27 protein-coding genes and 1 pseudogene are annotated in these 25,568 nt (G+C 74.7%); 14 read left to right on the forward strand and 14 right to left on the reverse strand.

The genetic code is table 11. From position 1 onward, the window contains the following. The 3 genes from BMY40_RS06195 to BMY40_RS06205 all read right to left on the reverse strand — a co-directional run. On the reverse strand, positions 1-336 hold a 336-nt coding region (locus BMY40_RS06195), incomplete at its 3' end, for an NAD(P)-binding protein (protein WP_245769890.1). A gap of 12 nt (positions 337-348) precedes the next feature. Beyond that, positions 349-2,268, reverse strand: coding sequence for an AMP-dependent synthetase/ligase (locus BMY40_RS06200; protein WP_093656268.1), 1,920 nt, complete (start codon positions 2,266-2,268; stop codon positions 349-351). A gap of 159 nt (positions 2,269-2,427) precedes the next feature. Continuing rightward, positions 2,428-3,744 (reverse strand): acetyl-CoA C-acetyltransferase, encoded by a 1,317-nt coding sequence (locus tag BMY40_RS06205; RefSeq protein ID WP_093656270.1) that lies wholly within the window; start codon positions 3,742-3,744, stop codon positions 2,428-2,430. Between the two features lie 74 nt (positions 3,745-3,818). Here BMY40_RS06205 and BMY40_RS06210 point away from each other — a divergent pair, with 74 nt between their 5' ends. Together BMY40_RS06210 and BMY40_RS06215 are read left to right on the forward strand one after the other, a co-directional pair. Continuing rightward, the gene (locus tag BMY40_RS06210) at positions 3,819-5,213 is read left to right on the forward strand and encodes a 3-oxoacyl-ACP reductase (protein ID WP_093656272.1); all 1,395 of its coding nucleotides are present in this window, start codon (positions 3,819-3,821) and stop codon (positions 5,211-5,213) included. A gap of 14 nt (positions 5,214-5,227) precedes the next feature. Beyond that, a complete protein-coding gene (locus tag BMY40_RS06215) occupies positions 5,228-6,217 on the forward strand; it encodes a MaoC family dehydratase (protein WP_245769891.1) in 990 nt (329 codons plus the stop codon). Here BMY40_RS06215 and BMY40_RS06220 read toward each other — a convergent pair. Then, entirely contained in the window at positions 6,203-6,937 is a 735-nt protein-coding gene (locus BMY40_RS06220; protein WP_093656274.1) for a TetR/AcrR family transcriptional regulator, read from the reverse strand. The genes BMY40_RS06215 and BMY40_RS06220 overlap by 15 nt on opposite strands. A 79-nt stretch (positions 6,938-7,016) precedes the next feature. On the opposite strand from BMY40_RS06220, the gene BMY40_RS06225 reads away from it, so the two are divergent. The 3 genes from BMY40_RS06225 (at position 7,017) to BMY40_RS06235 (ending at position 9,706) form a co-directional block, all read left to right on the forward strand. Beyond that, the gene (locus BMY40_RS06225; RefSeq protein ID WP_093656276.1) at positions 7,017-7,487 is read left to right on the forward strand and encodes an SCP2 sterol-binding domain-containing protein; all 471 of its coding nucleotides are present in this window, start codon (positions 7,017-7,019) and stop codon (positions 7,485-7,487) included. A 16-nt stretch (positions 7,488-7,503) separates the two neighbouring features. Beyond that, positions 7,504-8,718 carry an acyl-CoA dehydrogenase family protein gene (locus tag BMY40_RS06230; protein WP_093656278.1) on the forward strand — a complete coding sequence of 405 codons (1,215 nt, stop codon included), beginning with the start codon at positions 7,504-7,506 and terminating at the stop codon, positions 8,716-8,718. A gap of 73 nt (positions 8,719-8,791) precedes the next feature. Beyond that, positions 8,792-9,706, forward strand: a complete 915-nt coding sequence (locus tag BMY40_RS06235) for a serine hydrolase (RefSeq protein ID WP_218158235.1) — start codon at positions 8,792-8,794, stop codon at positions 9,704-9,706. Here BMY40_RS06235 and BMY40_RS06240 read toward each other — a convergent pair. Next, positions 9,676-10,683 (reverse strand): LysR substrate-binding domain-containing protein, encoded by a 1,008-nt coding sequence (locus BMY40_RS06240; RefSeq protein WP_093656280.1) that lies wholly within the window; start codon positions 10,681-10,683, stop codon positions 9,676-9,678. The two genes, BMY40_RS06235 and BMY40_RS06240, sit on opposite strands and share 31 nt — an antisense overlap. Positions 10,684-10,766: 83 nt before the next feature. Between BMY40_RS06240 and BMY40_RS06245 the strand changes: the two genes are divergently transcribed. Beyond that, positions 10,767-11,822, forward strand: a complete 1,056-nt coding sequence (locus BMY40_RS06245) for an MBL fold metallo-hydrolase (protein WP_093656282.1) — start codon at positions 10,767-10,769, stop codon at positions 11,820-11,822. A gap of 99 nt (positions 11,823-11,921) precedes the next feature. Here BMY40_RS06245 and BMY40_RS06250 read toward each other — a convergent pair whose 3' ends face one another. Together BMY40_RS06250 and BMY40_RS06255 are read right to left on the reverse strand one after the other, a co-directional pair. Further along, entirely contained in the window at positions 11,922-12,812 is an 891-nt protein-coding gene (locus BMY40_RS06250) for a universal stress protein (RefSeq protein ID WP_093656284.1), read from the reverse strand. Between the two features lie 264 nt (positions 12,813-13,076). Next, on the reverse strand, positions 13,077-13,712 hold the full coding sequence (locus tag BMY40_RS06255) for a hypothetical protein (protein ID WP_093656286.1): 636 nt from the start codon (positions 13,710-13,712) through the stop codon (positions 13,077-13,079). A gap of 306 nt (positions 13,713-14,018) precedes the next feature. On the opposite strand from BMY40_RS06255, the gene BMY40_RS06260 reads away from it, so the two are divergent. The 5 genes and pseudogenes from BMY40_RS06260 to BMY40_RS29040 all read left to right on the forward strand — a co-directional run. Beyond that, entirely contained in the window at positions 14,019-14,480 is a 462-nt protein-coding gene (locus BMY40_RS06260; RefSeq protein WP_093656288.1) for a Crp/Fnr family transcriptional regulator, read from the forward strand. A 72-nt stretch (positions 14,481-14,552) separates the two neighbouring features. Continuing rightward, positions 14,553-15,227 carry a CBS domain-containing protein gene (locus BMY40_RS06265; RefSeq protein WP_425443084.1) on the forward strand — a complete coding sequence of 225 codons (675 nt, stop codon included), beginning with the start codon at positions 14,553-14,555 and terminating at the stop codon, positions 15,225-15,227. A gap of 223 nt (positions 15,228-15,450) precedes the next feature. Beyond that, positions 15,451-16,158 (forward strand): response regulator, encoded by a 708-nt coding sequence (locus tag BMY40_RS06270; protein WP_093656290.1) that lies wholly within the window; start codon positions 15,451-15,453, stop codon positions 16,156-16,158. Positions 16,159-16,289: 131 nt separating this feature from the next. Then, positions 16,290-16,718, forward strand: coding sequence for a pyridoxamine 5'-phosphate oxidase family protein (locus BMY40_RS06275; protein ID WP_093656291.1), 429 nt, complete (start codon positions 16,290-16,292; stop codon positions 16,716-16,718). A gap of 16 nt (positions 16,719-16,734) precedes the next feature. Next, positions 16,735-16,989, forward strand: a pseudogene (locus BMY40_RS29040) (hypothetical protein); the annotation flags it as partial. 122 nt (positions 16,990-17,111) lie between these two features. On the opposite strand, the gene BMY40_RS06280 reads toward BMY40_RS29040, so the two are convergent. From BMY40_RS06280 to BMY40_RS06310, 6 genes are all read right to left on the reverse strand, one after another. After that, complete coding sequence (locus BMY40_RS06280) at positions 17,112-17,486, reverse strand: cupin domain-containing protein (RefSeq protein ID WP_245769892.1); 375 nt, start codon at positions 17,484-17,486, stop codon at positions 17,112-17,114. Beyond that, positions 17,483-17,998, reverse strand: a complete 516-nt coding sequence (locus tag BMY40_RS29125) for a respiratory nitrate reductase subunit gamma (protein ID WP_425443079.1) — start codon at positions 17,996-17,998, stop codon at positions 17,483-17,485. The genes BMY40_RS06280 and BMY40_RS29125 overlap by 4 nt, the downstream gene beginning before the upstream one ends. A 220-nt stretch (positions 17,999-18,218) precedes the next feature. Continuing rightward, complete coding sequence (locus BMY40_RS06295; RefSeq protein ID WP_093656295.1) at positions 18,219-18,731, reverse strand: GNAT family N-acetyltransferase; 513 nt, start codon at positions 18,729-18,731, stop codon at positions 18,219-18,221. Positions 18,732-18,816: 85 nt separating this feature from the next. Further along, positions 18,817-19,698, reverse strand: a complete 882-nt coding sequence (locus BMY40_RS06300) for an alpha/beta fold hydrolase (protein WP_093656297.1) — start codon at positions 19,696-19,698, stop codon at positions 18,817-18,819. Between the two features lie 11 nt (positions 19,699-19,709). Continuing rightward, positions 19,710-20,315, reverse strand: a complete 606-nt coding sequence (locus BMY40_RS06305; protein ID WP_093656299.1) for a TetR/AcrR family transcriptional regulator — start codon at positions 20,313-20,315, stop codon at positions 19,710-19,712. Between the two features lie 209 nt (positions 20,316-20,524). Next, positions 20,525-20,800, reverse strand: coding sequence for a helix-turn-helix domain-containing protein (locus BMY40_RS06310; protein WP_093656301.1), 276 nt, complete (start codon positions 20,798-20,800; stop codon positions 20,525-20,527). Positions 20,801-20,916: 116 nt separating this feature from the next. Between BMY40_RS06310 and map the strand changes: the two genes are divergently transcribed. Further along, positions 20,917-21,684, forward strand: coding sequence for a type I methionyl aminopeptidase (gene map / locus BMY40_RS06315; protein WP_093656303.1), 768 nt, complete (start codon positions 20,917-20,919; stop codon positions 21,682-21,684). Here the strand turns inward: map and BMY40_RS06320 are convergent. Beyond that, on the reverse strand, positions 21,671-22,498 hold the full coding sequence (locus tag BMY40_RS06320) for a methyltransferase domain-containing protein (protein ID WP_093656305.1): 828 nt from the start codon (positions 22,496-22,498) through the stop codon (positions 21,671-21,673). The two genes, map and BMY40_RS06320, sit on opposite strands and share 14 nt — an antisense overlap. Positions 22,499-22,611: 113 nt before the next feature. Here BMY40_RS06320 and BMY40_RS06325 point away from each other — a divergent pair, with 113 nt between their 5' ends. Together BMY40_RS06325 and BMY40_RS06330 are read left to right on the forward strand one after the other, a co-directional pair. After that, positions 22,612-23,586: a LysR family transcriptional regulator gene (locus BMY40_RS06325; protein ID WP_093656804.1), complete on the forward strand. Its 975-nt coding sequence runs from the start codon at positions 22,612-22,614 to the stop codon at positions 23,584-23,586. A 265-nt stretch (positions 23,587-23,851) separates the two neighbouring features. Continuing rightward, complete coding sequence (locus BMY40_RS06330; protein WP_143071737.1) at positions 23,852-25,465, forward strand: DNA translocase FtsK; 1,614 nt, start codon at positions 23,852-23,854, stop codon at positions 25,463-25,465. Positions 25,466-25,568: the final 103 nt, after the last annotated feature.

A 25,568-nucleotide genomic window follows, 5' to 3' on the forward strand; every position in this document is an offset into this window, starting at 1 on the left:
GTTGGCGTAGTTCAGCGAACCGCCGCCCACCCCCGCGCCGGCCAGGATCATCACCTTGTCCATCAGGTGGATGCGCTGGATGCCGTACAGGCCCAGCGCCGGGGCCCACAGGTAGTTCCGCAGGTCCCAGGAGTTCTTCGGCAGCGTCTGGCGGGTGAAGCGCCGCCCCGCCTCCAGCACCCCGACCCGGTAGCCCTTCTCGGTCAGCCGCAGCGCGGCCACCGAACCGCCGAAGCCGGAACCGACCACGATCACGTCGTAGTCGTACGCGCGGTCGCCGTCGCCGCCCCGGCCACTGTGGTGCCCGCAGTGGTGCTCGCCGTGGTGCTCGCTCATGGCGGTACCCCCTCACTTCCGGTAGAGGGCGTCGATCCGGTCCGCGTGGGCGGCGGCCACGGCATGGCGTTTGATCTTCAACGACGGTGTCAGCAGGCCGTTGTCCTCGGTGAACTCCCCCTCGACCAGGGCGAAGCGGCGGATCGACTCCGCCCGGGAGACGGCCTCGTTCGCGTAGTCCACGGCGCGCTGGACGTCGGCGAGGAGCTCGGGGTCCTTCTCCAGCTCTGCGAAGGGTGTGTCCAGGGGGCGCCTGCGCACCGACAGCCAGTGCTCCAGGCCTTCGGGTTCGAGGGTGATGAGCGCCGCCACATAGGGGCGGCCGTCGCCGACGACCATGCACTGCCCGATCGGCGGCCGGCTGCGCAGCCGGTCCTCCAGCACGGCCGGGGAGACGTTCTTGCCGCCGGAGGTGACGATGATGTCCTTCTTGCGGCCGGTGATGGTGAGGTAGCCCTCCTCGTCCAGCGAGCCGAGGTCTCCGGTGGCGAGCCAGCCGTCCCTCAGGGCCTGGGCGGTGGCCTGCGGGTTGTTCCGGTAGGAGGTGAAGACGACACTGCCCCTGATCAGCACCTCGCCGTCGTCGGCGATGCGCACGGCGGTGCCGGGTATGGGCTGCCCGACCTTTCCCGGGCGCGGGTCCAGGGGCGGGACGAGGGTGGCGGCGGCGGTGGTCTCGGTGAGGCCGTAGCCCTCGTAGACGATGATGCCGCAGGCGGCGAAGAAGAGGTTGAGGCGGCGGTCCAGGGGGGAGCCGCCGCTGATGGCGTAGTGGAGTCTGCCGCCGAGCTCCTTGCGGACGCGCCGGTACACCAGCAGGTCGTACAGGCCCCGGGCGAGGGAGAGTTTGAGGCCGGGGCCGGTCCCGGCACTGCGGAAGGTGTCCATGAAGGCCTCGCCGTAGCGCACGGCGATGCGGTCGGCCCTCTCGAAGGAGGAGCCTCGGCCGATCCTCTCCGCCGTGGCACGTCCGGTGTCGTGGATCTTCTCGAAGAGGTAGGGCACGCCGACGAGGAAGGTGGGGCGGAACCGCTTGAGTTCGGGCCGCAGTTCGTCGGGCTTGATGCTGGGCCAGTGGCCGAGTTCGATGCGCGCCTGGAGGCAGGCGATCTGGATGGTGCGGCCCAGGATGTGGGCCAGTGGCAGGAACAGCAGGGTGGAGGCCTTCTGGCCGGTGGCCGCCTCGAAGACCGGGTGCAGCAGTTGCACGGTGTTGTACGCCTCGGCCTGGAGGTTGCCGTGGGTCAGCACGCAGCCCTTGGGGCGGCCGGTGGTGCCGGAGGTGTAGCAGATGGTGGCGACGGTGTCGGAGGTCAGGCCCGCGCGGCGCTCGGTCACCTTCTCGTCGCCCAACTCCCTGCCCAGGTCGGACAGTTGGGCGACGGCCCCGGCGTCGATCCGCCAGGTGCGCGGCGGTTCGGGGAGGGAGACCGAGGCGGCCGCGGCGGTGACGGCGTTCTCCTCGGTCTCCACGACCAGGAACCGGGCGCCGGAGTCGTGCAGGATCCACTCGATCTGCCCTGCCGAGGAGGTCGGGTAGACCGGTACGGTCTGCCCGCCGGCCGCCCAGACGGCGAAGTCGAACAGCTCCCACTCGTAGCGGGTCCGGGACATCAGCGCGACCCGGTCGCCGGCCTGGAGCCCGGCGGCGATCAGCCCCTTGGCGACCGCGTTCACCTCACGGGCGAAGGCCGCCGCGGTGACCGGGACCCACCGGCCCGCCTCCTGGCGGCGCAGCACCACCGCGTCGGGGTCCTGTTCGGCGCCGGTGAAGGGGATGTCGGCGGTGGTGCCCTGGGCGGCGGGCGGCGGGGTGCGCCAGGAGGAGCGCGCCTCGCGTACGGCGCCGCCTTCCCGGATCAGTTCCACCGTCACGCGGTCGGCGAGTTCGCTGCGCTGCTTCGCCCTCTTCAGATCCTTGCGTACGCCCATGGTCGGCTCCTGTTCGCGGCGTGGGGAGGACTGCACTGGCCGGTGTGGGGGGTGGGAGGTGCGGGTCGGGTTCGGGGAGCGGGGGTCGGGGAGCGGTGTCGGGGTCGAGCCGGGAAAGGGGCGGGCCCGTACGGGCGGTGGCTCGTACGGGCCCGGCGGTCAGCGTTCGAGGAGTGCGGTCACGCCCTGCCCGCCCGCGGCGCAGATCGATATCAGGCCGCGCACGGTCGGCTCCCCTCCGTCGGCGGGCCCGCCGCGCTCGGCGGCCTGCTCGTGGAGCAGTTTGGCGAGGGTGCCCACGATCCGGCCGCCGGTGGCGGCGAAGGGGTGCCCGGCCGCGAGGGAGGATCCGGCCACGTTGAGGCGGTCGCGGTCGACGGTGCCCAGCGGGCCGGGCAGGCCCAGGCGGCGGGTGCAGAACTCCTCGTCCTCCCAGGCGGCGAGGGTGGCCAGGACCTGGGAGGCGAACGCCTCGTGGATCTCGTACAGATCGAGGTCGCCCAGCTTCAGCCCGGCGGCCCGGAGCAGCTTCGGCACGGCGTACACCGGTGCCATGAGCAGCCCGTCGGAGCCGTCGACGAAGTCGACGGCGGCGGTGCGGGAGTGGGTGAGGTAGGCCAGGACCGGCAGACCGCGCCGCGCGGCCCATTCCTCGCTCGCCAGCAGCACGGTGGAGGCGCCGTCGGACAGCGGGGTGGAGTTGCCGGCGGTCATGGTGGCCCCCTCGCCCTCGCCGAACACCGGCCTGAGCCGGGCGAGTTTCTCCGGCGTGCTGTCCGGGCGCAGGTTCTGGTCGCGCTCCAGGCCCCGGAAGGGCGTGACCAGGTCGTCGAGGAAGCCCCGGTCCCAGGCGGCGGCCAGGCGCCGGTGGCTGGTGGCGGCCAGGGCGTCCTGGTCGGCACGGGTGATGCCCCACTCGGCGGCGGTGCGGGCGGCGTGCTCGCCCATCGACAGGCCGGTGCGCGGCTCGGCGTTGCGGGGGATGTCGGGGACGGCGTGCCTGGGGCGCAGCCCGGCCAGGACGCCCAGGCGCTGGGGCAGGGAGCGGGCGCGGCGGGCCTTGAGGAGCAGTTTCCGCAGGTCGTCGTTGACGCCCAGCGGTGCGTCGCTGGCGGTGTCCACACCGCCGGCGACGCCGCACTCGATCTGCCCCAGGGCGATCTTGTTGGCGACGAGGATGACGGTCTCCAGACCCGTTCCGCACGCCTGCTGGACGTCGTACGCGGGGGTGCGGTGGTCCAGCGCGCTGCCGAGCACCACCTCCCGGGCGAGGTTGAAGTCCCGGCTGTGCTTGAGGACCGCGCCCGCGGCGAACTCCCCCAGCAGTTCGCCGCGCAGGCCGTGGCGCTCGACCAGACCGGCCAGCGCGGCGGAGAGCATCTCCTGGTTGGAGGCGGTGGCGTAGGGCCCGTCCGCCCGGGCGAAGGGAATGCGGTTGCTGCCGACGATCGCGACGCGGCGGACGGCCGTTGCCATGGCCACCACTCCTTGTGGTAGGAAACCCCTCTACTTACTTCGGAGTAAACTTACTCATGCGTAAGGAGAAATCAATGGTGGATCGCTACCAGAAAATGACGGCCTCCGGACCCGGCGCCCTCCTCGCCCGGCGCCTGGGCCTGCCGCGCCCGGAGATACTGGAGCGCCACCGCCCGGGCCGTCCCGTCCTGTCCGGCCCGGTGGTCGTGGACGGCGCCGAGGGCGGCCGGCTGACCGGGCCGCTGCGCGAGCTGGTGGCCTCGCTGCCGAGCGCGGCGAGCGGCTCCGCAGGCTCTCCCGGCTCTCCCGGTTCCCCCGGCTCCTCCGGTTCCCGGAACGCCACCGCCGCACTGGTCTTCGACGCCACCGGCATCACCGGCAGCGGCGGGCTGCGCGCCCTGCACGACTTCTTCCACCCGCGGATCCGCTCACTGGCCCCCTGCGGCCGGGTCGTGGTCCTCGGCACCCCGCCCGAGGCGGCCGGCGGGGTGCGGCAGGCCGTCGCCCAGCGGGCGCTGGAGGGCTTCGTGCGCTCGGTCGGCAAGGAGTTGCGGCGCGGGGCGACCGCGCACCTGCTGCTCGTCGCGCCCGGGGCGGAGGACGCGGTGGAGTCCACGCTGCGCTTCGCGCTCTCGGCCCGTTCGGCCTACGTCTCCGGCCAGGTGGTCCGGATCGGGCAGCCCGTGAAGGGGACCGCCGCACCGGCCGACTGGGAGCGCCCGCTGGAGGGGAGGACGGCCGTGGTCACCGGAGCGGCGCGCGGCATCGGCGCGGTGGTGGCCGAGACCCTTGCCCGGGACGGGGCGACGGTGGTCTGCCTGGACGTGCCCGGCCAGGGCGGGGAACTGCGCGAGCTGGCCGGGCGGATCGGCGGGGACGCGCTGGAACTGGACATCACCGCCGACGGCGCCGACGGCGTCCTGGCGGAGCACCTGAGCGCCCGCCACGGCGGCGTGGACGTCGTGGTGCACAACGCGGGCATCACCCGCGACAAGACCCTGGGCCGGATGGACGCCGCGAAGTGGGACTCGGTGGTCGCGGTCAACCTCACCGCGGTGGAGCGCCTGACGGAACGGCTGCTGGAGACCGGGGACTCGGGGAGGCCGGTGCTGCGCGAGGGCGGCCGGATCGTGTGCACCTCCTCCATCAGCGGCATCGCGGGCAACGTCGGGCAGACCAACTACGCGGCGAGCAAGGCGGGTCTGATCGGGCTGGTCCAGGCCCTCGCACCGGTCGTGGCCGGGCGCGGTGTCACCGTCAACGCGGTGGCCCCGGGCTTCATCGAGACGAGGATGACGGCGGCGGTGCCGCTGTTCGTGAGGGAGGCCGGCCGCCGCATGAACAGCATGAAGCAGGGCGGGCAGCCCGTCGACGTGGCCGAGGCCGTCGCCTATCTCGCCTCGCCCGGCAGCGGCGGGGTCAGCGGCCAGGTGCTGCGGGTGTGCGGCCAGTCCCTGCTGGGAGCGTGAGGGGTGTGAGGGGCATGAGAGGCATGGAGGGCGCGGGAAGCCCGGAGGACGCGGGCAGCGCCGGCCGCGGGGGGCCGGGACCGGAGACGCTGGAGATGCCGTCCGCGCCGGGCACGGCCGGGCTGTACCTCCGCGCGGTGCTGCCCAAGTCCGGTGGCGGGCGGGGAGTTCCGGTGCCGGCGCGGCGGCTGGTGCTGCGCGATGTCGCGGCCGACCCCGGGCGGCTGCGCCGCTACGCCGGGATCTGCGGCTTCGCCGACACCTCCCGGCTGCCCGTGACGTATCCGCACCTCGTCGCCTTCCCGCTGGCGATGTCGCTGATGACCCGGCGGGACTTCCCGCTGCCGCTGCTCGGGCTGGTCCACATCGCCAACCGGATCGACCGGCACAGGCCGGTCGAGGCCGGGGAGCGGCTCACCTACCGGGTGTGGGCCGGGGACCTTCGGCCGCACCCGAAGGGCACCGCCTTCGACGTGACGGCCGAGGCCGACGACGGAACCCGTACGGTGTGGCGGTCCGTGAGCACGTACCTGCGCCGGGGACGCGGGGCGGCCGGAGCCGGGCCGCGCACCGGGGCCCGGCTCGGCGGGACCGCGTCCGGCGGGGCCCTGCCCGACGGGGTCGGCGACCCGGGCGGTCCGGTGCTGGAGGAGCGCTGGGAGGTGCCCGGCTCGGCGGGGCGCGCCTACGCCGCCGTCTCCGGTGACCGCAACCCGATCCATCTGCATCCGCTCACCGCGCGGCTGTTCGGCTTCCCGCGCGCCATCGCGCACGGCATGTGGACCAAGGCCCGCTGTCTGGCGGCGCTGGAGGAGCGGCTGCCCGACGCCTGCCGGGTGGAGGTCTCCTTCCGGGCCCCGGTCCCGCTGCCCTCGGCGGTGCGCTTCCGTGCCACGGGCCCGGCCGCGTCCTCCGGCACCGGCGTGCTGTGGGACTTCCGGCTGCGCGGGGACGGCGACGCGGGGCGCGAGCATCTGCGCGGCGAGGTCTCACTCCCGGACTGAGCGCCCCTCGCCGGCCGGGCCTGCCGGCGCCGCCGGCGCCCCGGACCTCCCGGCGGGCTCCGGGCCCTGGGGCCCGGAACCCGCCGGCGGTGTCCAGATCTCGCCGGCGAGCACGTTGCGCATGCCCACCCACACCATGTTCATCAGACGCCGGGTGACCCGTTCGGGGGACTCCCCGGGGTGGCGCTCCATCCAGTCGGTGAGCGAGTCCGCCGCGCCCACCAGCGCGTGGGCCACGAAGTCGGCCTCCTCGTCGGCGACCGGGACCGGTCCGAGGGCCTCGCCGATCCCGTCCCGGACCAGGCCCGCGACCTCGGCCATGACCGCGCGGCGGGCCTGGGCGACCTCGGCGGTGATGGTCTCGCTGAGCTGCGAAGCCTGGCGGTGGAGGACGACCCAGCTGTCGCGGTGCTCGGCCACGAAGGCGAAGAAGGCCGACAGCCCGGCCCACAGCCGCAGTTCCGGGGTGCGCACATCGCGCGCCGCGCCCTGGAAGGCCGCCACCAGCCGCTCGGCCTCACGGCGCAGGCAGGCCAGGAACAGGCCCTCCTTGGAGTCGAGGTAGAGGTAGACCATCGGCTTGGAGATGCCCGCCAGTTCGGCGATCTCGTCCACCGAGGCGGGGTGGTATCCGCGCCTGGCGAAGACCTGGACCGCCACGTCGATGATCTGCTGTTCCCGGATCCGCCGGGGCACCCGTCGCCTGCGTTCGCCGCTCACTCTTGCCAGCCTACCTACCGCATCGTAATCTTACTCACCAGTAAATTTACTTCGGAGTAAGAAGAGTGAGGGGAACCCCATGACCAACGGCGTCAGCCGGGAGCCGGCCGACCTCGCCGCCCTCGACTTCGCCGCCGTCTCCCCCGAGGAGTTCGCGCGGATCGTCAAGGGCCTGTCCAACGGGGAGATCGCCGAGATCATGCGCGGCGAGCTGCGCACGCGCGTGCTCGGCGAGGTCTTCCGGCGCATGGAGCGGCAGTTCCGCCCCGAACGGGCCGGATCGCTGGACGCCGTGATCCGCTGGAAGGTAACCGGGGAGACCGAGGTCGTCCACGAGATCGCCATCTCGGGCGGCACCTGCACGGTCCGCGAGGGCCGCGGCGACACCGACCCGCGCGTGACGCTGACCATGGGCGACGCCGAGTTCCTCAGGCTCGTCTCCGGCAACGCCAGTCCCGTGACGATGTTCATGACGCGCAGGCTGAAGCTGGCCGGCGACGTCGGCCTGGCCTCCGGCCTGACCCGCTACTTCGACATCCCCAAGGCGTGAGGGGCGGACTGCGGTCATGAGCGGTTTCTCCCTCGACCTCACCGAGGAGCAGCACGACCTGCGCGAGTGGGTGCACGGCTTCGCCGCCGACGTCGTGCGCCCGGCCGCCGCCGAGTGGGACGAGCGGGAGGAGACTCCCTGGCCCGTCATCCGGGAGGCGGCGAAGATCGGCCTGTACGGTTTCGAGTCCCTGGCCGACATGTACGGCGACCCCTCCGGCCTCTCCCTCCAGATCGCCAACGAGGAGCTGTTCTGGGGCGACGCCGGCATCGGCATGGCCCTGTTCGGCACCTCGCTCGCGGTGGCGGGCATCTTCTCCGCCGGCACCCCCGACCAGCTCGCCGAGTGGGTCCCGCAGTGCTTCGGCGACCAGGACGATCCCAAGGTGGCGGCCTTCTGCGTCTCGGAGCCCGAGGCCGGCTCCGACGTCTCGGCCATGCGCACCCGCGCCCGGTACGACGAGGCGAGGGACGAGTGGGTGATCAGCGGCCAGAAGGCATGGATCACCAACGGCGGCATAGCGAACGTGCACGTGGTGGTGGCCTCGGTGGAGCCGGAGCTCGGCGCCCGCGGCCAGGCCGCGTTCATCGTCCCGCCCGGCACGCCCGGTCTGGAGGCCGGGCGCAAGATCAGGAAGCTGGGGCTGCGGGCGTCGCACACCGCCGACGTCTTCCTGGACGAGGTGCGGGTGCCGGGCCACTGCCTGCTGGGCGGCAGGGAGAGGCTGGACGCGCGCCTGGCCCGCGCCCGCGAGGGCGGAGGGGCCAAGGGCCAGGCCGCCATGGCGACCTTCGAGGTCAGCCGGCCGACCGTGGGAGCGCAGGCGCTCGGCATCGCGCGCGCCGCGTACGAGTACGCCCTGGAGTACGCGGGTGGCCGCGTCGCCTTCGGCCGCCCCATCGTCGAGAACCAGGCCGTCGCCTTCACCCTGGCCGATCTGCGGACCGAGATCGAGGCCGTCCGGCTGCTGATCTGGCAGGCGGCCTGGATGGCCCGCAACGGCCGCGCCTTCGACGCGGCCCAGGGCTCGATGTCCAAGCTGCGCGCCGGCGAACTGGCCGTCGCCGCGACCGAGAAGGCCGTCCAGATCCTCGGCGGCGCCGGATACAGCCGGGAGCACCCGGTGGAGCGGATGTACCGGGACGCCAAGATCTACACCATCTTCGAGGGCACCAGTGAGATCCAGCGCCTGGTGATCGCCCGCGCGGTCTCCGGCCGCCACATCCGCTGACGCCGGCACACCCCGTCCCCCTCCGCCGGGCGGGCGCTCGCCCGAGGGGGACGGGGTGCGGCAGGATGGCCCGGTGGCGGAACCGGGGGACGTGGAGCGGGAGTTCGGAGCGCTGGGTGCCCGGGTGCGGCTGCACGCGCGCTGCGTGGACTGCGGGCGGCAGACGGGGACCGGGGCGGACGAGCCGGTGGTGCTGGCCTCGGTCGTCAAGGTCCCGCTGGTGCTGGAGTTCGCCCGGCAGGCGGCGTACGGCCAGCTTGATCCGGCCGAGCGGGTGCTGGTGCGGCAGGCGGACCGGCTGGGCGGCACGGGCACGGCCGGCTGCCGGGACGACGTGGAGATGAGCCTGCGCGATCTGGCGTTCCTCGCCCTGTCGGTGAGCGACAACACCGCCGCCGACGTGCTGTTCCGCAGGGTGGGCACCGACACGGTGGCGCTGCTGGCGCGGGAGCTGGGGCTGGAGGGCACGCGGATCGCCGGATCGCCCCGGGACCTGCTGGAGAGCGTGCTGGCGGAGGTGGGCGCCGCCGATCCCGCCGCGTTCGCCGCCGTCTACCCCACGCTCTCCCCCGAGCGGATACGCTCCCTGCCCACGTCGGACCCGCGGCGCACCAACAGCGGCACCGCCCGGGACATGACCCGGCTGCTCGCCCTGATCTGGACCGACCGCGCCGGGCCGCCGCGGGCGTGCGCCGAGGTCAGGGAGCTGATGGCGCGGCAGGTGAGCTGGCACCGGCTGGCGGCGGCCTTCCCCGAGGAGGTCGCGGTCGCCGCGAAGTCGGGCACCCTGCCCGGCGTCCGCAACGAGATCGGCGTCGTCTCCCCGCCCGGTGGCGGCCGTTACGCGGTCGCGGTGTTCACCGAGACCGAGAGCCTCGACCGGCGCCGCCCGGACCTCGACGCGGCGATCGGCGCGGCGGGGCGGGCGGCGGTGGAGGCGCTGTACGGCTGCTGCGATCAGCCCTCTTCCGGCCGCCGCACCGCGTAGACCACGTCCCAGGGGCGCGGCGCGCCGTCCGACTCCGCCGTCCTCGGTCCGGGCCGCCCGGCCAGGAACTCGCCCGTCCCGCCCGCCTCGGCGCGCAGCGCGGCCGTCGCGGTGGCCGCCAGGCGCCGGGCGGCCGGATGGGGCGCCGCGGCCGGCCGCACGAAGGAGACCGGCCACCGCGGGCCGTCCGTGCCGAGCGGACGCCACAGGACGCGGGGTTCCTTGCGGGCCACGGCCTCGTGCGCGAGGGCGGCCCCGCGCCCGGCGATCACCAGGCCCATCACCACCTCGGGGCTTCCCGCGTGGACGATCCGGGACGGGTGCCAGCCCTGCGCGCGGCAGGCGCCGAGGGTGGCGTCGTACAGGCCCGGCGCCGCCTGCCGGGGAAAGATCACCAGCGGGCTGCCGCCGAGCGCGGCCAGGGGCAGCGGGCCCGTCCCCGCCTGCGGGGAATCCCGGGGCAGGACGACGCCCAGCGGCAGACCGGTGGCCGGTTCGCCCACCAGTCCGGCCGGCTGCAGTTCCACCGGGTGCTGGAGGAGTCCGGCGTCCAGCTCCCTGTCGGCCAGCAGCCGCACCTGCTCGGCGGTGCTCAGCTCCCTCGGCTCCACCTGCACACCCGGGGCCTCGGCGGCGAAGGCGGTCAGCATCCGGGCCAGCACGCGTCCGGGCAGCTCCGGCGGCACCCCGATCCGCAGCGTCCCGTGCTCGCCGCGGTGGGCGCGGGCGACCAGGGTCCGCATCCGCTCGGCCCGGGCCAGCAGCTCACCGGACTCGGCCAGCAGCGTCTCGCCCGCGGCGGTCAGCCGTACGCCGCGCGAGGTGCGGTCGAACAACCGCGCACCGAGCTCCTCCTCCAGCGAGCGGACGCTCCGGCTCAGCGGCGGCTGGGCCATGTGCAGCCGTTCCGCCGCCCGCCCGAAGTGCAGCTCCTCGGCGACGGCCCGGAAGTACCTCAGGTGCCGTAACAGGTCCACGCTGGGACGATACCGTTTCCGGTATCGCCGGGAACGGTTTTCGATCTTGGACGGGCCGCCGTCGCACGTGCTCTGATCACGGCATGCGACCACTTCCCCGATCCTCTCGCCCCTCCCTTTCCTCCCCCGCCCGCACCTCCCCGGTGTCCCGGCGCGGTCTGCTCGGCGCCTCGGCGGCCGGTGGTCTGGCCGCCGCCGGCCTGACCGCGGCCGTCCCGGCCGGCGCGGCGCAGCCGGCGGCCCGCCCCGCGCGTTCCGATCGCCCCGAGCCGGGCGGGTCCGGCTTCCGGCTGCGCTGGCTGGGCAACAACGGCTGGGAGATCCGCGTGGAGCGGCCCGGCGCCGCACCCGCCACCGTGCTCGTGGACCCGTGGCTGACCCGCTTCCGCACCGGCACCTACTCCCGTAAGGGGGCCGACCCGGAGACGCCGGTGACCGTCGACCGGGCCGCCATCGACCGCCACCGGCTGCGCGCCGACCAGATCCTGGTCACCCACGGCCACTACGACCACATGCCCGACGTACCGCATCTGGCGGCCCGTACCGGCGCCACCGTGCTGGGCACCGAGAGCCACGCCAACATGATGCTGGCGCTCGCCCGGCCGGAGGAGCGGCGCGCCCTGGAGGAGCAGTTGTCGGTGGTGCGCGGCGGCGAGCACATCCGCTTCGAGGGCTACTCGGTCCGGGTGCTGCGCTCCCTGCACTCCATGCCGGGGCCGCGTGCCCGGGTGCCCTTCCCCGGCACCCGCCCCGGCGGCCCGCCGCCCCGCCCGAGGACCATCGCCGACCTCGTCGAGGGCGAGACCCTGGCGTACGCGGTCACCAGCGAGGCCACCGGCTTCACCCTGGTGAACTTCGGCGGCTCCAACTTCAGCGCCGCCGACCTGGCCGGGCTCGCCCCGGACCTGGCGATGATCCAGCCCGGCGGTTCCACCGTGCACGACTACGTGCCGCGCCTGCTGTCCTGCCTGGGCCACCCGCCCTACGTCGTGCCCACCCACTGGGACGACTTCGACGAGCCGCTGGACGCGCCGGCCGTGGACTGGGGCGGCCTGGAGGGCCTGCGCAGGGCGGTGGAGGAGGCGAGCCCGCACACGCGCTTCGTGGTCGTCGACCACCTGGAGGCGTTCACGCCCTGACGCGCCCGGTGCCCCGCCCTCAGACGCCGGGGCCGCGGCCCGCCGGTCTTCGCCGAAGGGTCGCGGCCCGGGGTGCGGCGCCGTCGCGGCGGGCGTGCCTCAGTCGAGCGGGACGACGGCGACGGGCGCCTTGGAGTGGTGCATGACCGCGTGGGCGACCGGCCCGATGTGGAAGCCGATCGGCGAGCGGCGGTTGCGGCGGCCGACGACGACCAGTGAGGCGTCCCCGGAGGCCTCCGTCAGATGGCGGGCGGCCCTGCCCACCACGGCCTGTGCCCTCACCTCGACGTCCGGGTACTTCTCCCGCCAGTGGCGCAGCGCGTCGTTCAGTGCCCGGGAGCTCTCCTCGGCCAGGTCGGTGGCCAGGCGGGGGTCGACGGCGATGGGGTCGACGCCGTAGACCAGCGGCGGGTTCCAGCCGTGGACGACCCGCAGCGCGGCGCCGCGCCGGGCGGCGGCTTCGAAGCCGAACTCGATCAGCTCGTCGGCCGGCCGGTACAGCTCCAGTCCCATGACGACGTCGCGGGACTCGTCGGAGGGCTCGGTGCCCTCCGGTCCGCCCTCCTCCGGCGTTCCGGCCCGCACCAGCACCACCGGGCACTTCACGCGGGCGACGGTGGCCAGGCCGACGGAGCCGATCAGGAAGCCGGCCACGGGTCCCAGTCCGCGTGTGCCGACGACCAGTACCTCGGCCTGCTCGGCGACCGCGGTCAGCACCTCGGGGGGACGGCCGGTGAGCTGGTCGGTGGTGATCTCCAGCCCCGGGTGGCGGCGTGCGAGGTCGTTCGCCGCCTCGCGCGGGATCCGCTGGGCCCAGTGCTGCCGGGTCTCGGGGTCGGCGAATGAGTCCGGAGGGGTGAAGGGGTCGGGCTCCCGCACGTGGACGAGGTGCAGCGGCACCCCGCGCCGTACCGCCTCCCGGGCCGCCCAGCCGGCGGCGGCCAGGCTCTCGGCCGAGCCGTCCACTCCCACGGTGACCGTACGTACCATCACAACACCTCCGTTGACGGGCGGCTCTGTGCCGCCGTGTTCTCATGATCGATCCGGGTACCCGCGTTCGGCAGGGGTCACTGGTCCCTTCCGCGCGGGCCCAATGTCCTGCGGGGCCCGCCGTGCTGTCCCGGGGGATCGGCCGGGAGGTCCGCAAGGGGCGGCGGGGCGGTGGAGACGCGGCGGAGACGGCGGGGGAAAAACGGCCGGCCCGCGGCGCCTCGGGGGCGCCGCGGGCCGGTGGTCCGCTCGGGGGCGGCGGGTTCACCGCAGCCAGGGGAGGCTGCGGACCAGGGGCAGCCGGGCCCACCACCGGCCCAGCCCCCAGGTGTCGCCCGCCGCCGCGACCGCCAGGACGATCATGACGGCGGCGTACATCACGTGGTAGTCCACGAGCGGGTTGGTCGACATGCTGGGGCTGCCGTCCGACAGGTGCTGGGCCAGGGGCCACTCCGCGGCCCACATCAGCGCCATCATCACGGTGCCGGCGACCGCCGTGAGCCGCAGTGCGACGCCGGCGGTCAGGGCCAGGCCGATGCCGAGCAGGCCCAGCATGAACAGCCAGTCCGCCCAGGCGGCCCCGGCGATGTCGTGGAAGAACGACTCCAGGGGGCCGACGGTCACGCCGCTGAGGAAGCCCTCCGTGGGCGAGCCGCCCTCGATCCAGGCCCGCTCGGCGGGGGTCGCGTAGCCCAGACCGAAGGTCTTGTCCGCGAACGCCCACAGGAAGACGAACCCGGTCGCGAAGCGGAGCCCGGCCAGGACGCGGGCCGCGGCCGACGCCGCCGGCACCGCGGCCGCCGCGGCCGCCGTCTCACCGGACGCGGGTGCGGTCCGGGTGGTGCGCCACACCGGGAGGCGGAACCCCCGGTGTCCGTGCGTGTGGCCGTGGACTGCCATCTCACTCATCCCCTTCGCGGAAATCGGCCCGCCGGTCGGGCACGTTCACACCGTCTCGCGGCGGCGGGCGGCGCAGCAGGGGTCCGCGGGCCCGTGTGCGGGGGCCGAAGGTCCCGCCTCCGGTCCCCGTACGGCCCCTGCCCCGGTGTCGGGAGGAATCCGACGATGACGGTGAGGCTCCACTTCCCGGTCGCGGGAGTACAACGGGAGTAGAGGGAGCGGCGGCGGACCGCCACGGCGCCCGCACCGGAACCGGAAGCGGACGCCTCCGCGCACACCACCCACTCACCGCCAGGGAGGCCCGCCATGATCGTCACCGCCAACAACCTGCTCGGTGCGCTGCCTCCGGAGAGCCGCGAGCGGCTGCTGGAACTCGCGCGCGAGGTCTCCTTCCCCGCCGGCGCCCGCATCTCCGAGGAGGGCCACCGGGCCGACCGGTTCTGGGTGATCCGCACCGGCTCGGTCACCCTCGACATGCGGGTGCCCGGCCGCCGCCCGGCGGCGGTCGAGACCCTCTCCCACGGCGACCTGCTGGGCTGGTCCTGGCTCTTCCCGCCCTACACCTGGCAGTTGGGCGCCGAGGCGCTCAGCCCGGTGCGGGCCCTGGAGTTCGACGCCGCCCGGGTGCGGGAGCTGTGCGACGCCGACCCGGTCCTGGGGCGCGCGGTGGCCCTGCGGATGGCCGAGATCATCTCGCACCGGCTGCAGGCCGCCCGCACCCGGCTGCTGGACCTGTACGGGCCCTACGGAAGCGGGCCCATGCCGTGACGCGCGCCCCTGCGCGCCACGGCGGACGATCTCGAGGAGGACAGCATGGACAGTGCGGACAGCGCGGGCACGATGGGCGGCGCGGAAGCCACGGACGGCGCCCCGCACACCCCGCACACCGTCGGCGACGTGATGAGCCAGACCGTCGTCTCCGTGGGCCGGGACGCCCCGTTCAAGCAGATCGTGATGACCATGGAGCAGTGGAAGGTCAGCGCTCTGCCGGTGCTGGAGGGCGAGGGCCGCGTCGTCGGCGTCGTCTCCGAGGCGGACCTGCTGCCCAAGGAGGAGTTCCGGGACGGCGACCCCAGCCGCATGGAGCAGCTTCGGCGCCCGGAGGAGCTGGCCCGGGTGGGGGCGGTGACCGCGGGCGAGCTGATGACGGCGCCGGCGGTGTGCGTCCGCGCCCGCGCCACGCTGGCCGAGGCGGCGCGGATCATGGCGCGCCGGCGCGTCAAGCGCCTGCCCGTGATCGACGCCGACGGCCTGCTGGTCGGCGTCGTCAGCCGCGGGGACCTGCTGAAGGTCTTCCTGCGCCCGGACGAGGACATCGCCCGGGAGGTGCGCCGGGACGTCGTCGAGCCCCTCTTCCCCGGCAGGGACCGGAGCGTGGGGGTGCGGGTGGCGGACGGCGTGGTGACCTTCACAGGTGAGATCCGCAACACCGCCCTGGTCCCGGTGGCCGCCCGGATGGCGCGGTCGGTGGAGGGGGTGGTGGACGTCGGGTTCGACCTGGCGCGGTCCGCGTGAGCCGCCGGTGACCGAAGGCGGCCACCGGTGACCGTCGGTGACCGCCGAGGGCCGCTGGTGGCGGAGCCGGCGTCCGGGGCGGCGTGCCGGTATCGGGCGGCCCCGCGTTCCCGCCCGCGCGTGCGGGCGGTGGGGCCGTTGGGCCCTGGCGCCGGACGGGCGGGTCGGGGCAGGATCGTGGGGCAGGGGGGCGTGCCCCTGACCGACAGCGTGAAGGATCCGTATGACCCAGGCCCAGCAGTTCTCACCACAGGACCCGATCCGGGTGTTCCTCCTCGACGACCACGAGGTGGTACGGCGCGGCGTGCACGACATGCTGGACGCCGAGCCCGACATCGAGGTGGTCGGCGAGGCCGGCACGGCCGAGCAGGCCCTCGCGCGCGGCCCGGCCCTGCGCCCTCACGTGGCCGTCCTGGACGTGCGCCTGCCCGACGGCAACGGCATCGCCGTCTGCCGCGAGCTGCGCTCGCGGATGCCGGAGCTGGCCTGTCTGATGCTGACCTCGTTCGACGACGACGACGCGCTGCTGGACGCGATCATGGCCGGTGCCTCCGGCTACGTCCTCAAGCAGATCAAGGGCTCGGACCTGATCGCCGCCGTGCGCACCGTCGCCTCCGGGCAGTCCATGCTGGACCCGGCGACCACGGCGCGGCTGATGAACAGCCTGCGGGTGCAGGACACCGAGAAGCCCGCCGAGGAGCCGCAGGACGCCGCACTGGCCTCGCTGACCCCCCGCGAGCGCGACATCCTGGCCCTGATCGGCGAGGGGATGACCAATCGGCAGATCGGCCGGCAGCTGTACCTGTCGGAGAAGACGGTCAAGAACAACATCTCCCGGCTGCTGGCGAAGCTGGGGGTGGAGCGGCGCGTCCAGGCCGCCGTCATCGCCACCCAGACCGCCCCGCACTCCACGGGACAGCAGCCGCGCTGAGCCGGTCCGCGGAGGCGGGCGGGGCCGGCGTACCGGGCGGGGGCCGCACACCGGGCGGCACCGCCCGTTTTCGCCCCGGATGGGGCCGACCGGCCCTACCCCCGCCCGGGTGGCGCGCGCACCATGGACGCATGCACCGACACGACGGCTTCCGCGAGCTCGACCGGCAGGAGTGCCTGGACCTGCTGGCCCAGGTCCCTCTGGGACGCATCGTCTACACCGAGAACGCGCTGCCCGCCGTCCTCCCCGTCAACTTCTTCCTGGACCGCGACCAGGCGGTGGTCCTGCGCACCTCGGGCGCGTCCCGGATGGCCCGCGCGGTGGACACCAGCGTGGTGGCCTTCGAGGTGGACCGGTTCGACGAGGCGACGCGCTCCGGCTGGAGCGTGGTCGTCACCGGGCGCGCCTCGAAGGTGACCGATCCCGGTGAGGCCGAGCGGCTGGGCCTGTCCGGGCCCCCGTCCTGGGCGCCGATCGAGGACGGGGTCTATGTGCGGATCGAACCGGAACTGGTGACCGGCCGGGTGCTGGACGACGTCTCCCCCACCGGGACCGTCTGAGCCGCAGACCCCGCGGGTGCCCCGGCCCACCGACCGTCGTGCGACACCAGCCCGCCGTCGGCTGCGGCAGCGTGCTGTCGAGCCCGCGGGACAGTGTGCTTGGGCTTCCCCGGCTTGCTGCTCGGCCTGGGCGCCTTCGCCGCCCTGCTCTCGGGGCGCGTCTGCACCGGGTGCTGCGGCCGGCCCTGAACACCGGGGCGCCGACCGGGGTCGCCTCGTCCACTGGCTGATCCGGCAGTCGCTCTGCGAGCTGGGCCGGATCTGCCCGTACTGCGCCGTGGTGTGGGCCGTCACCATCCCGCTCCTCTGGTACGTGACGCTGCACGACATCCGGCACGGCGTCCCTCCGGTGCCGTGCCGCGCGAGGAGCCGTGCGCGCGCCGGCCGGCGGGATCAGTCCAGCCGGACGGTGAGCAGCACCAGGGCGTCGGTGTCGGCGGTCAGGCGGTGGCGCTCCGCGGGGATGGCGATGAGGTCGTCCGGACCCAGCTCCCACTCCCGGCCGACGGTGCTCAGCGTCACCCGGCCGGTCAGGCACAGCAGCGTCGCGGCTCCCGGCGCCTGGTGCTCGGCCAGTCCGTGGCCGGAGGCCAGTGCCATCAGGGTCACGCTGAGCCCGGGGACCTTGACGACGGTCTGCGCCTTCCGCCCTGAGTCGGCCGCCCCCGCCTCGGCCAGCAGCCACTCCCCCTGGGCCTTCAGTCCGGCCACCTCTCCGGCGGGGTGCTTCTCGCGGTCCGGCTCGGGACCGCCCTGCGGAGTGATCATCGGACACGCTCCCATCCGCGCCGGGGGCACGCGAGCCCAGCCGCGTGTCCCCGGCTCCGGTAGACGATGTAGGGACGGGTGAGGTACCCCAGCGGCGCGGTCAGCATGTGCACCGACCGGGTGAAGGGCCAGACGGCGAACGCCGTAGCCCTCGTCGACGACGTCGGCGGCCACCGTGGCGCCAGCCCCGGTGCCGGTGCCGGTGCCGGTGCCGGTGCCGGTGCCGCGGTGAGCATCAGGTACATCGGCTTGTCGCCGCGGGTGGTGGCGCTGAAGACCGGGTCACCGGCCGCGAACAGCTCGGCGAGGTACTCGACGGGGACGCGCACCGCGTCGGTGGCGGCGAAGAGGTCGGCGCGGTCCTGGGCGTCGTGGTCGGTACCGCCTACCGCGTCGACGACCGGGGACAGCGGCGGGATGTACCAGACCATGGGCATGGTGCGGATCTGGGTGCCGGCGGCCGGGCCGAACCGGCCGAGCGCCTTCCACGTCGTCGGCGGACAGTTCGACACCGTCCACCGGGAGGGCGCCTACCGGCTGCGGCCGGACGATCCGGGCAGCGGCGGGGCACAGGTGCTGGACCTGGCCCCGGCCTCCGGCGGGTTCGTGGAGCTGGCCTTCCCGAGGCCGGTACCTATCCGTTCGTCTCGCACATCATGGGCGACGCCGAACGCGGCGCGAAGGGGGCCTTCAGGGTGACGGACTGAGGCACGGACCGGAGCACGGACCGGCTCACGGACCGATCCTCTTCTCGAACCAGTGGTCGGCGTACTTCCCGCCGTTGTAGTCGGGGATCTCGGTGTAGCCGTGGCGCGCGTACAGGGCGCGGGCCTCGACCAGGTCGGCGCGGGTGTCCAGGCGGATCACCCGCGCGCCCAGCACCTCGGCGGCGGCGCGCTCGGCCGCCGCCAGCAGCCGCGCTCCCCCACCCGTCCCCCGCGCGCCGGGGAGCACGAAGAGCCGGGTCAGTTCGGCGGTCCGCTCGTCCAGTACGCGCAGGCCGGCGCACCCGGCGGGCCGCCCCTCCCACCGGCCCACCAGGAAGTGGCCGGTGGGGCGGGCGAGATCGTCACTGGGCTCCTCGGCGAGCGCCGCGTCGACCTCCTCCTCCCTGGCGCGGCGGCCGTGGTAGCGGCCGACGATGTCCTCGTAGTACGCGCGCAGCAGGGCCGCGGCCTCGGGATGCCCGACGGGCAGGGGCGCGATGTCCCAGAGTTCTCGGCGTTCGGTGTCCACGTGCCCCATCCTCACCGGCGCGGTCCGTCCGCGTCCTCCCGTTTTCCGCCCTGCCCGGTCCCCGGCCGGGGACCGGGCCCCGCGCGGCCGGTGGTCAGGACGTACGGCCGTCCGCGTCGACGGAACGGGTGTGGGCGAGGATCGCGTCGGCCAGCGGCGGCACGGCCGCGCTTCCGAGCGCGTGCCCGAGCCCGGGGACGGTGACCAGCCGCGCGGAGGGGATCGCACGGGCCAGCCGGGCCGCGTGCGGCGGGGGTGTGATCGGGTCCTCCGGGGCGTCGACGACCAGGGTCGGGACCGTCACCCGCGCCAGCTCCTCGCCCCGTTCCATGCCGGACTGGTCGGCGAGAGCGTGTGCGGACGACTGGCGCCAGGTGCCGCTGTGGGCGGCGACCCGGCGTTCGAGGTCGCCGAACTCCTGGGCGTCGAAGGGCAGTACGTCGCCGTTGAGAAGGCGCCAGTGCTCCACCCGCCATTCGAGTTCGGCCTCCCGGTCGCGCTCCTGCCCCATCTGCTCCCACATCGCGAGCAGGCGGGGGTCGGGGCCGGGCAGGTCCTCGTCGCGGATCTCCGGGTCGGGGCGCGCGCCGCCCAGCACGGAGGTGCCCCACAACGCGGCGCTGAGCAGTCGCCGCGGGTGGTCCAGGAGCAGCAACTGGACCAGGTAGCCGCCCATCGACATCCCCGCCACGTGCGCCCGGTCGACGGACAGCGCGTCCAGCACCGCCACGGCGTCACCGGCGAGGTCGCGGACGGCGTAGGGCCGTTCGTGGAAGGCGCGGGTGGAGCGGCCGGTGTCGCGGTGATCGTAGCGGATGACGCGGTGGTGCCGCGCCAGCCGGGCCACGAGTGCGTCGGGCCATCCCAGGCCGCTCGCGCCGGCACCCATGACGAGCAGCAGCGGCGGCAGGTCGTCCTCTCCGGCGGTCTCGACCCACAGCCGGTAGCCGTCCCCCGCTTCGACGAAGGTCTCCATGTGTTCCCCCTTCAGTTCGGGCCGTGGTGCCGCAGGCCGTTGAGCGCGGTCTCCAGCAGCGCGTCGGCGTACTCCTCGGTCAGCGGCCCGCTGCGGGTCAGCCACCGATGCGCCATCGGCGCGAAGATCGCGTCGATGGCGATGTCCAGGTCCAGTGAGGCCGGGAGCTGGCCGGCGCGCTGCGCGGAGCGCAGCCGGGCCCGCTTGGCCTCCCGGGTGGGCTCCTCCACGCGGATGCGGTACTCCTCGGCCAGGGCCTCGTCCTCGACCATCGCGGCCGTCAGCGCCCGCAGTGGACGGTCCACCTCGGGACTGGCGAGTTCCAGCGCGGTGGCCCGCAGGACGGTGCGCAGGTCCGCCTCCAGATCACCGGTGTCGGGCAGCGGCACCGGTTCCTCTCCGTCACCGAAGCCGCGCACGAGGATCGCCTCGAACAGCACCGCGCCCTTGGAGGGCCACCACCGGTAGATCGTCTGCTTGCCGACCCCGGCGCGCGAGGCGATCGCCTCGATGCCGAGCCTGCCGTAGCCGACCTCTCCGACCAGCTCGAAGGCCGCTTCCAGGATCGCGGCGCGGGAGGCCGCGCTGCGCCGGGCGGCCGCCGGTTGCTTGGGCATGACCGGACCGTAGCACAGGCGAGACGGTACGTCTCGTCTCGCTTCCCTCACCGCAGGACACCGCTCCCGGCGGGGCGCAAACCACCGCGTTCGACCCGAAGGCCCCGTGGACACCGATCGACCGAACGCGGCTCCCGCGCCCGGTTCGACGGCGGCGCGAGCAGCGGCCCCGCCCGGGACCGGCCGGGGGGGGAGGGAGCGGGAAGGCGCTACGCCGTCAGCGCACGCTCGCCGTCGTCGCCGCTCCGGGCGCAGACGGCGGCCAGTTCGTCCAGGGAGATCCCCAGCACGGCCGCCAGGGCCGCCACGGTGAAGAACGCCGGGGTCGGCGCCCGTCCGGTCTCGATCTTCCGCAGCGTCTCCGCCGACACCCCGGCCGCCGCCGCGACCTCCACCATGCTGCGCCCACCGCGCGCTTCGCGCAGCAGTGCGCCGAGCCGCTCCCCGCGCTGCCGCTCCCACGGGGTCAGAGGAGTTCTCACCATGACCGTGATACTAATACCGGTATAAGAATTTGTTCGCATCGGCCCGGGCGATGCGCCCCGGCGTGATGCGGCGGGCCCGACACGGGCGGCCCGACACGGACAAGGAGCGGTGGAGCATGGTGGAGATCAAGACCGACGCGGCACTGGAGGCCATGCGGGAGGCCGGGCGCGTCGTGGCACGGGCCCTCGCGGCCGCCCGGGACGCGGCGGGCGCCGGCGTGTCCCTGCGAGAGCTGGACGAGGCGGCGCGCGCCGTCCTGACCGAGGCGGGGGCGCGCTCGCCCTTCCTGGGCTACCAGCCCTCCTTCGCGCCCACCCCGTTCCCGGCGGTGGTCTGCGTGTCCGTCAACGACGCGATCGTGCACGGCGTCCCCGACGGCTACCGGCTGCGCGACGGCGACCTGGTCAGCGTCGACTGCGGCGCGGAACTCGACGGCTGGACCGGTGACGCTGCCGTCAGCTTCATCGTGGGAACCCCCCGGCCCGCCGACCTGGAACTGGTCAAGGCCACCGGGGAGGCGCTCGACGCGGGCATCGCCGCGGCCACCGTCGGGAACCGGATCGGCGACATCTCGCACGCCATCGGCTCCGTCGCCGCAGCCGCCCGCTGCGGCATGCCGCGGGACTTCGGCGGCCACGGCATCGGCCGCCGCATGCACGAGGAGCCCCACGTGCCCAACCGCGGGCGCCCCGGGCGCGGTTTCCCCCTGCGCCACGGACTGGTCCTCGCCATCGAGCCGATGCTGATGGCCGGCGGGAGCGACGCCTACCGCACCGACACCGACGGCTGGACGCTGCGCACCGCCGACGGCAGCCGGGCCGCCCACATCGAGCACACCGTGGCGATCACCGAGGAGGGCCCGCGCATCCTCACCCTGCCCTGACCGGGCCCGCGCCGGGCTCCCGGCGGGCGATCAACTGGAAGAGGCGGGCTGTGTGCCGGTAGGCGGGCCGGTCGGTGACCGCGAGTTCCAGCCGCTCCAGGTCGGCGTAGAAGGCAGGGTCGTGCTTGCGCTCGTCGTCGGTGATGTAGTCGCTGATGCTGCGAATGCCGTAGTGCGCCGCCCCCGGACAGCCCAGGCCGTCCAGTCGGGAGGCGATCTCCTCGGCGGTGTGGAGCATCATGGCGGTGCCGAAGGTGCGGCCGTCGGCGCGGTCCCGGTCGAGGGCCGCCAGCGCGGCGGCCGGGTCCAGTTCGCGTACGGCCGCGACCAGCGGTGCGGAGTGGCGGTTGACGGCCATCACCGACACCACGCCGCCCTCCCGCAGCGGCGCCACGGCCGCGGCCAGCATCCCGGCCGCCGCGTCCGGACGGTCCGCGTACTGCAGGACGTTGTGGCACAGCACGACGTCCCAGCCGCCCGAGGCGATGTCCTGCGGCAACTCCTCGATGCGGGCCCGGACGCGGGTGACGCGGTCGGCGACTCCGGCCGCCTCGGCGCGTTCCCCGGCGGCGGCCAGCATCCCGGGGGCGCAGTCCACCACGGTCACGCGGTGGCCGCGAGCCGCGAGCCGGACGGCGTCGCCTCCGTCTCCCCCGGCCAGGTCCAGGATCCGCAGCGGACCGTCACCGAGTCCGTCCAGGTGGCGCAGGAGGTTGGCCTCGGCGAGGGTGAAGCGCAGCCGCCCCCAGGGCGCCTGCTGCCACTGCCGCCAGGCGGCCATGGACGAGTCGAACCTCTGAGCTGCCCCGGACATGCGAGGAGCCTAACCCGGGCGCCGACTCGGCGATCACAGGCCGGAGTTGTGGTCCGTACCAATACTCCGCCGATGTATTGCCCCCGCGTACCGGGCGGCCCAAGCTGTCGGGCATGGACCTGGAACTGCGGCACCTGAAGACGATCCGGGCGATCGCGGACGCCGGCAGCCTCACCCGGGCGGCCACGGCGCTGGGGCTGGCCCAGCCCGCGCTCAGCGCGCAGCTCAAGCGGATCGAACGCGCCCTGGGCGGGGCGCTGTTCACCCGCGGCCGGTTCGGGGTCCGGCCGACCGCGCTGGGCGAGCTGGTGCTGGACCGCGCCGGTGTGCTGCTGCCCGCGGTGCGCGAACTCCAGGAGGAGGCCGTGCGGTTCGCGCGGGCGTGGGAGGGCATGCCGCGCTTCCGGCTCGGCGGTACGCACGGGCCGCTGCTGGGCGGCCTGGTGGACCGGCTGGCGGAGTCCCACCCGCAGATCGCGGTGACCACGCGCACCTCCTGGTCGGAACGGGAGATCGCCGCGCTGGTGGTCGAGGGGCGGGTGGACTTCGCACTGGTCGGCGCCTGCGGGGAGAGTCCGCCGCCCGCGGCGGACCGGCTGGTGTGGCGGGAGATCGCCGTCGACCCGGTGTTCGTGATGCTGGGCCGGGACCACCCGCTGGCCGAGCGGCGCGAGGTGGAACTGGAGTCGCTGGCGCGGGAGTCCTGGGCGGACGTGCCGGGGGACGGCTGCTTCGCGGACTGCTTCGCCGCCGTCTGCGCCCGCGCCGGGTTCACCCCCGTCCGCGTCTACGAGACCGACACCGCCTCCTGTGTCCATCTGGTGCAGGTGGGACGGGCGGTCGGGCTGTGCCGGGCGACGTTCCCGCCGGCCCCGGGCGTGGTGACCCGTCCGCTGGCCGGGGCGCCGCTGCGCTGGCGGCACCTGATCGGCTGGCATCCGGGCTCGCCCGCGGCGGGCGTCGCGGGCCCGGTGGTCGCCCAGGCCCGCGCGGCGCACACCGAGGCCGCCGCCCGCAGCACCAGCTACACCCGGTGGCTGGCGGACCACCCCGGTTTCGGCGCGGCCTCCCCGACGGCGGTCGGATGACGGTCTGATAACCGTCGGACGATCACCGAACGGCCGACGGACGGCACCGCCCCGCACGACACGCCGGAGCACCCGACCGGTGCCGCGGCGGCCCACTCGGCTCCGCCGCCAAGGGACCGGCCGGAGAACGGAGTTGTGCGGCGGCGGGCAGGCCGCTGGTCCGGGCGTACGCCCGGACGGATGCGGAGTGCCGGTACCACCCCCGCGACGGCGTCCCCCCGTCCGCTACAGTCCGTCGTCCTGGGAAGTGCCACAAGGGGGCTGAATGCGTCGCGATACATGCCCGGTCTGCGAGCAGCGGGCGCCGGTGACCGACGGGGTCATCGGCCACCACGAGAGCGAAGGCCGAAGCTGCCGGGGAGCGGGCCGGACCGCCGCGGAGGCCCCGGCCCCGCGGGAGGACGTTCCACGTCCCGCCGGGGAGAACCGTCAGAAGACGGCCGTACGTCTGTCCACGGCTCTGGGACTGGCCGGCCTGCTCCTCGCCGTCCTCGGAGCCGTCCTCGGCTCCGTACCGCTCCTGGCGGGCGGTGCCGTCCTCCTCGTCGCGGCGGGAGCCGGTGTCCTGGTGAGCCGCCGCGCCCCGGCGGGCGGGCGCGGTACCGCCCGCGAGGCGGCCGGTGAGCGGACCGCCGAGCAGGACGGGGTGAAGGAGAGCGAGGCCGAGGAGACGGAGAAGACGGCGGAGGAGAAGGCCGCAGTCCACGCCGGGCCGGGCTCGTCGGCCGAGCCGCGGCGGGAGGCGGAACACCGCGGGTACGGGGAGGAGAGCGTCTCCGGGTCCGTCCTGGTGGAGGCGGTCTCCGTGGAGGAGAGCGCACCGGAACGGCTCTCGGTCGGCGGCCTGTTCATCTCCGACCCCGGCACGTCCGTCCCGAAGCCGGGACGTTCGGTCCTGGAGGACCGGGAAGACCGGGAAGACCGGGAAGACCGGGAGGACCGGGAGGAGAGCCGGGACGCGGCTCCCCGCACACCGGAGGCCGAGCAGGACACTCGGGAGCCGGAGCCCCGCGCCGACGACCCCGCCGCCCTCGCGGTGAAGGACGAGACGCCTGCCGAGATCCCCGCCCCCCGCGCCGAGGAGACCGCCCCGGTCGCCGTGGAGGCCCCGGCCGCCGTGGAGGTCACGGAGGTCACCGAACCCGTGCAGCCCGCGGAGGCCACCGGCGACAGGACCGCGGCCCCGGAGTCCTCCGCCGGGACCGAGACGCCCGCACCCGCGGAGACGTCCGTGCGGGACGCCGAAGAACCCACCGAGGCCCCCGTCGATGTGCCCGACGCACCCGTGGCCGAGGACGCGGCACCCCGTACGCCGGAGCCGGAGCAGACTGCCGAGGACCTCGACGGGTCAGTACCGTCCGCGCAGTCCGCGCCCGCCGCCACGGAGCCTGTCACGGAGGCCGCCGGGGAGGCCGCCGACGACGAGTCCGCGGCCCCGGAGCCCGAGCGGACCGCCGACGAGCCCGCAGCGCTCGCCGTGGAGCAGGCCGCCCCGGCGGCCGAGGGGACCGGAGCCCCCGAGGCCCCCGCCCCGGCCGCCGCGTCCACCGCACCGTCCGCCGAGCCCGAGCCCGAGCCCGAGCCTGAGCCCAAGCAGGCCGATTCCGGATCCGAGCCCGAGGGCGGTCCGCTCGCCCGGCAGGCGGAGGCCGCCGGAATGGACACCGAGACGCTCCGCGAGATCGCGCAGGCGGTCGTCACCGAGCAGAACGCCAGCATGGTCTACGTGCAGCAGCGCTTCTCCCTCTCCCGTACGGCCGCCCGGCGCGCCCTGGACGCGCTCGAGCAGCTCGAAGTGGTCTCGGCCCCGGCCAAGAACGGGCGGCGCAAGGCCCTGGTCACGTCCCTGGACCACCTCGCCCCGGTGGGCAAGCGCTGAGCCGCTTGCGGCAGCGCAGCGGAAACCGCAGGCCACAAAGGGTACGGCGGCTTCCATAACGCGGTGGGGAGAGGGGAGTTGACAGCTCCTCTCCCCACCGCGT

This window comes from Streptomyces radiopugnans, assembly GCF_900110735.1.
Classification (GTDB): Bacteria; Actinomycetota; Actinomycetes; order Streptomycetales; family Streptomycetaceae; genus Streptomyces; species Streptomyces radiopugnans.

Bases quoted from the DNA above. Each gene is read 5' to 3' on its own strand.
- BMY40_RS06200 (WP_093656268.1), bottom strand. From the start codon at position 2,268: ATGGGCGTACGCAAGGATCTGAAGAGGGCGAAGCAGCGCAGCGAACTC.
- BMY40_RS06205 (WP_093656270.1), bottom strand. From the start codon at position 3,744: ATGGCAACGGCCGTCCGCCGCGTCGCGATCGTCGGCAGCAACCGCATT.
- BMY40_RS06210 (WP_093656272.1), top strand. From the start codon at position 3,819: ATGGTGGATCGCTACCAGAAAATGACGGCCTCCGGACCCGGCGCCCTC.
- BMY40_RS06215 (WP_245769891.1), top strand. From the start codon at position 5,228: ATGAGAGGCATGGAGGGCGCGGGAAGCCCGGAGGACGCGGGCAGCGCC.
- BMY40_RS06225 (WP_093656276.1), top strand. From the start codon at position 7,017: ATGACCAACGGCGTCAGCCGGGAGCCGGCCGACCTCGCCGCCCTCGAC.
- BMY40_RS06230 (WP_093656278.1), top strand. From the start codon at position 7,504: ATGAGCGGTTTCTCCCTCGACCTCACCGAGGAGCAGCACGACCTGCGC.
- BMY40_RS06245 (WP_093656282.1), top strand. From the start codon at position 10,767: ATGCGACCACTTCCCCGATCCTCTCGCCCCTCCCTTTCCTCCCCCGCC.
- BMY40_RS06250 (WP_093656284.1), bottom strand. From the start codon at position 12,812: ATGGTACGTACGGTCACCGTGGGAGTGGACGGCTCGGCCGAGAGCCTG.
- BMY40_RS06255 (WP_093656286.1), bottom strand. From the start codon at position 13,712: ATGGCAGTCCACGGCCACACGCACGGACACCGGGGGTTCCGCCTCCCG.
- BMY40_RS06260 (WP_093656288.1), top strand. From the start codon at position 14,019: ATGATCGTCACCGCCAACAACCTGCTCGGTGCGCTGCCTCCGGAGAGC.
- BMY40_RS06265 (WP_425443084.1), top strand. From the start codon at position 14,553: ATGGGCGGCGCGGAAGCCACGGACGGCGCCCCGCACACCCCGCACACC.
- BMY40_RS06270 (WP_093656290.1), top strand. From the start codon at position 15,451: ATGACCCAGGCCCAGCAGTTCTCACCACAGGACCCGATCCGGGTGTTC.
- BMY40_RS06275 (WP_093656291.1), top strand. From the start codon at position 16,290: ATGCACCGACACGACGGCTTCCGCGAGCTCGACCGGCAGGAGTGCCTG.
- BMY40_RS06280 (WP_245769892.1), bottom strand. From the start codon at position 17,486: ATGATCACTCCGCAGGGCGGTCCCGAGCCGGACCGCGAGAAGCACCCC.
- BMY40_RS06295 (WP_093656295.1), bottom strand. From the start codon at position 18,731: ATGGGGCACGTGGACACCGAACGCCGAGAACTCTGGGACATCGCGCCC.
- BMY40_RS06300 (WP_093656297.1), bottom strand. From the start codon at position 19,698: ATGGAGACCTTCGTCGAAGCGGGGGACGGCTACCGGCTGTGGGTCGAG.
- BMY40_RS06305 (WP_093656299.1), bottom strand. From the start codon at position 20,315: ATGCCCAAGCAACCGGCGGCCGCCCGGCGCAGCGCGGCCTCCCGCGCC.
- BMY40_RS06310 (WP_093656301.1), bottom strand. From the start codon at position 20,800: ATGGTGAGAACTCCTCTGACCCCGTGGGAGCGGCAGCGCGGGGAGCGG.
- map (WP_093656303.1), top strand. From the start codon at position 20,917: ATGGTGGAGATCAAGACCGACGCGGCACTGGAGGCCATGCGGGAGGCC.
- BMY40_RS06320 (WP_093656305.1), bottom strand. From the start codon at position 22,498: ATGTCCGGGGCAGCTCAGAGGTTCGACTCGTCCATGGCCGCCTGGCGG.
- BMY40_RS06325 (WP_093656804.1), top strand. From the start codon at position 22,612: ATGGACCTGGAACTGCGGCACCTGAAGACGATCCGGGCGATCGCGGAC.
- BMY40_RS06330 (WP_143071737.1), top strand. From the start codon at position 23,852: ATGCGTCGCGATACATGCCCGGTCTGCGAGCAGCGGGCGCCGGTGACC.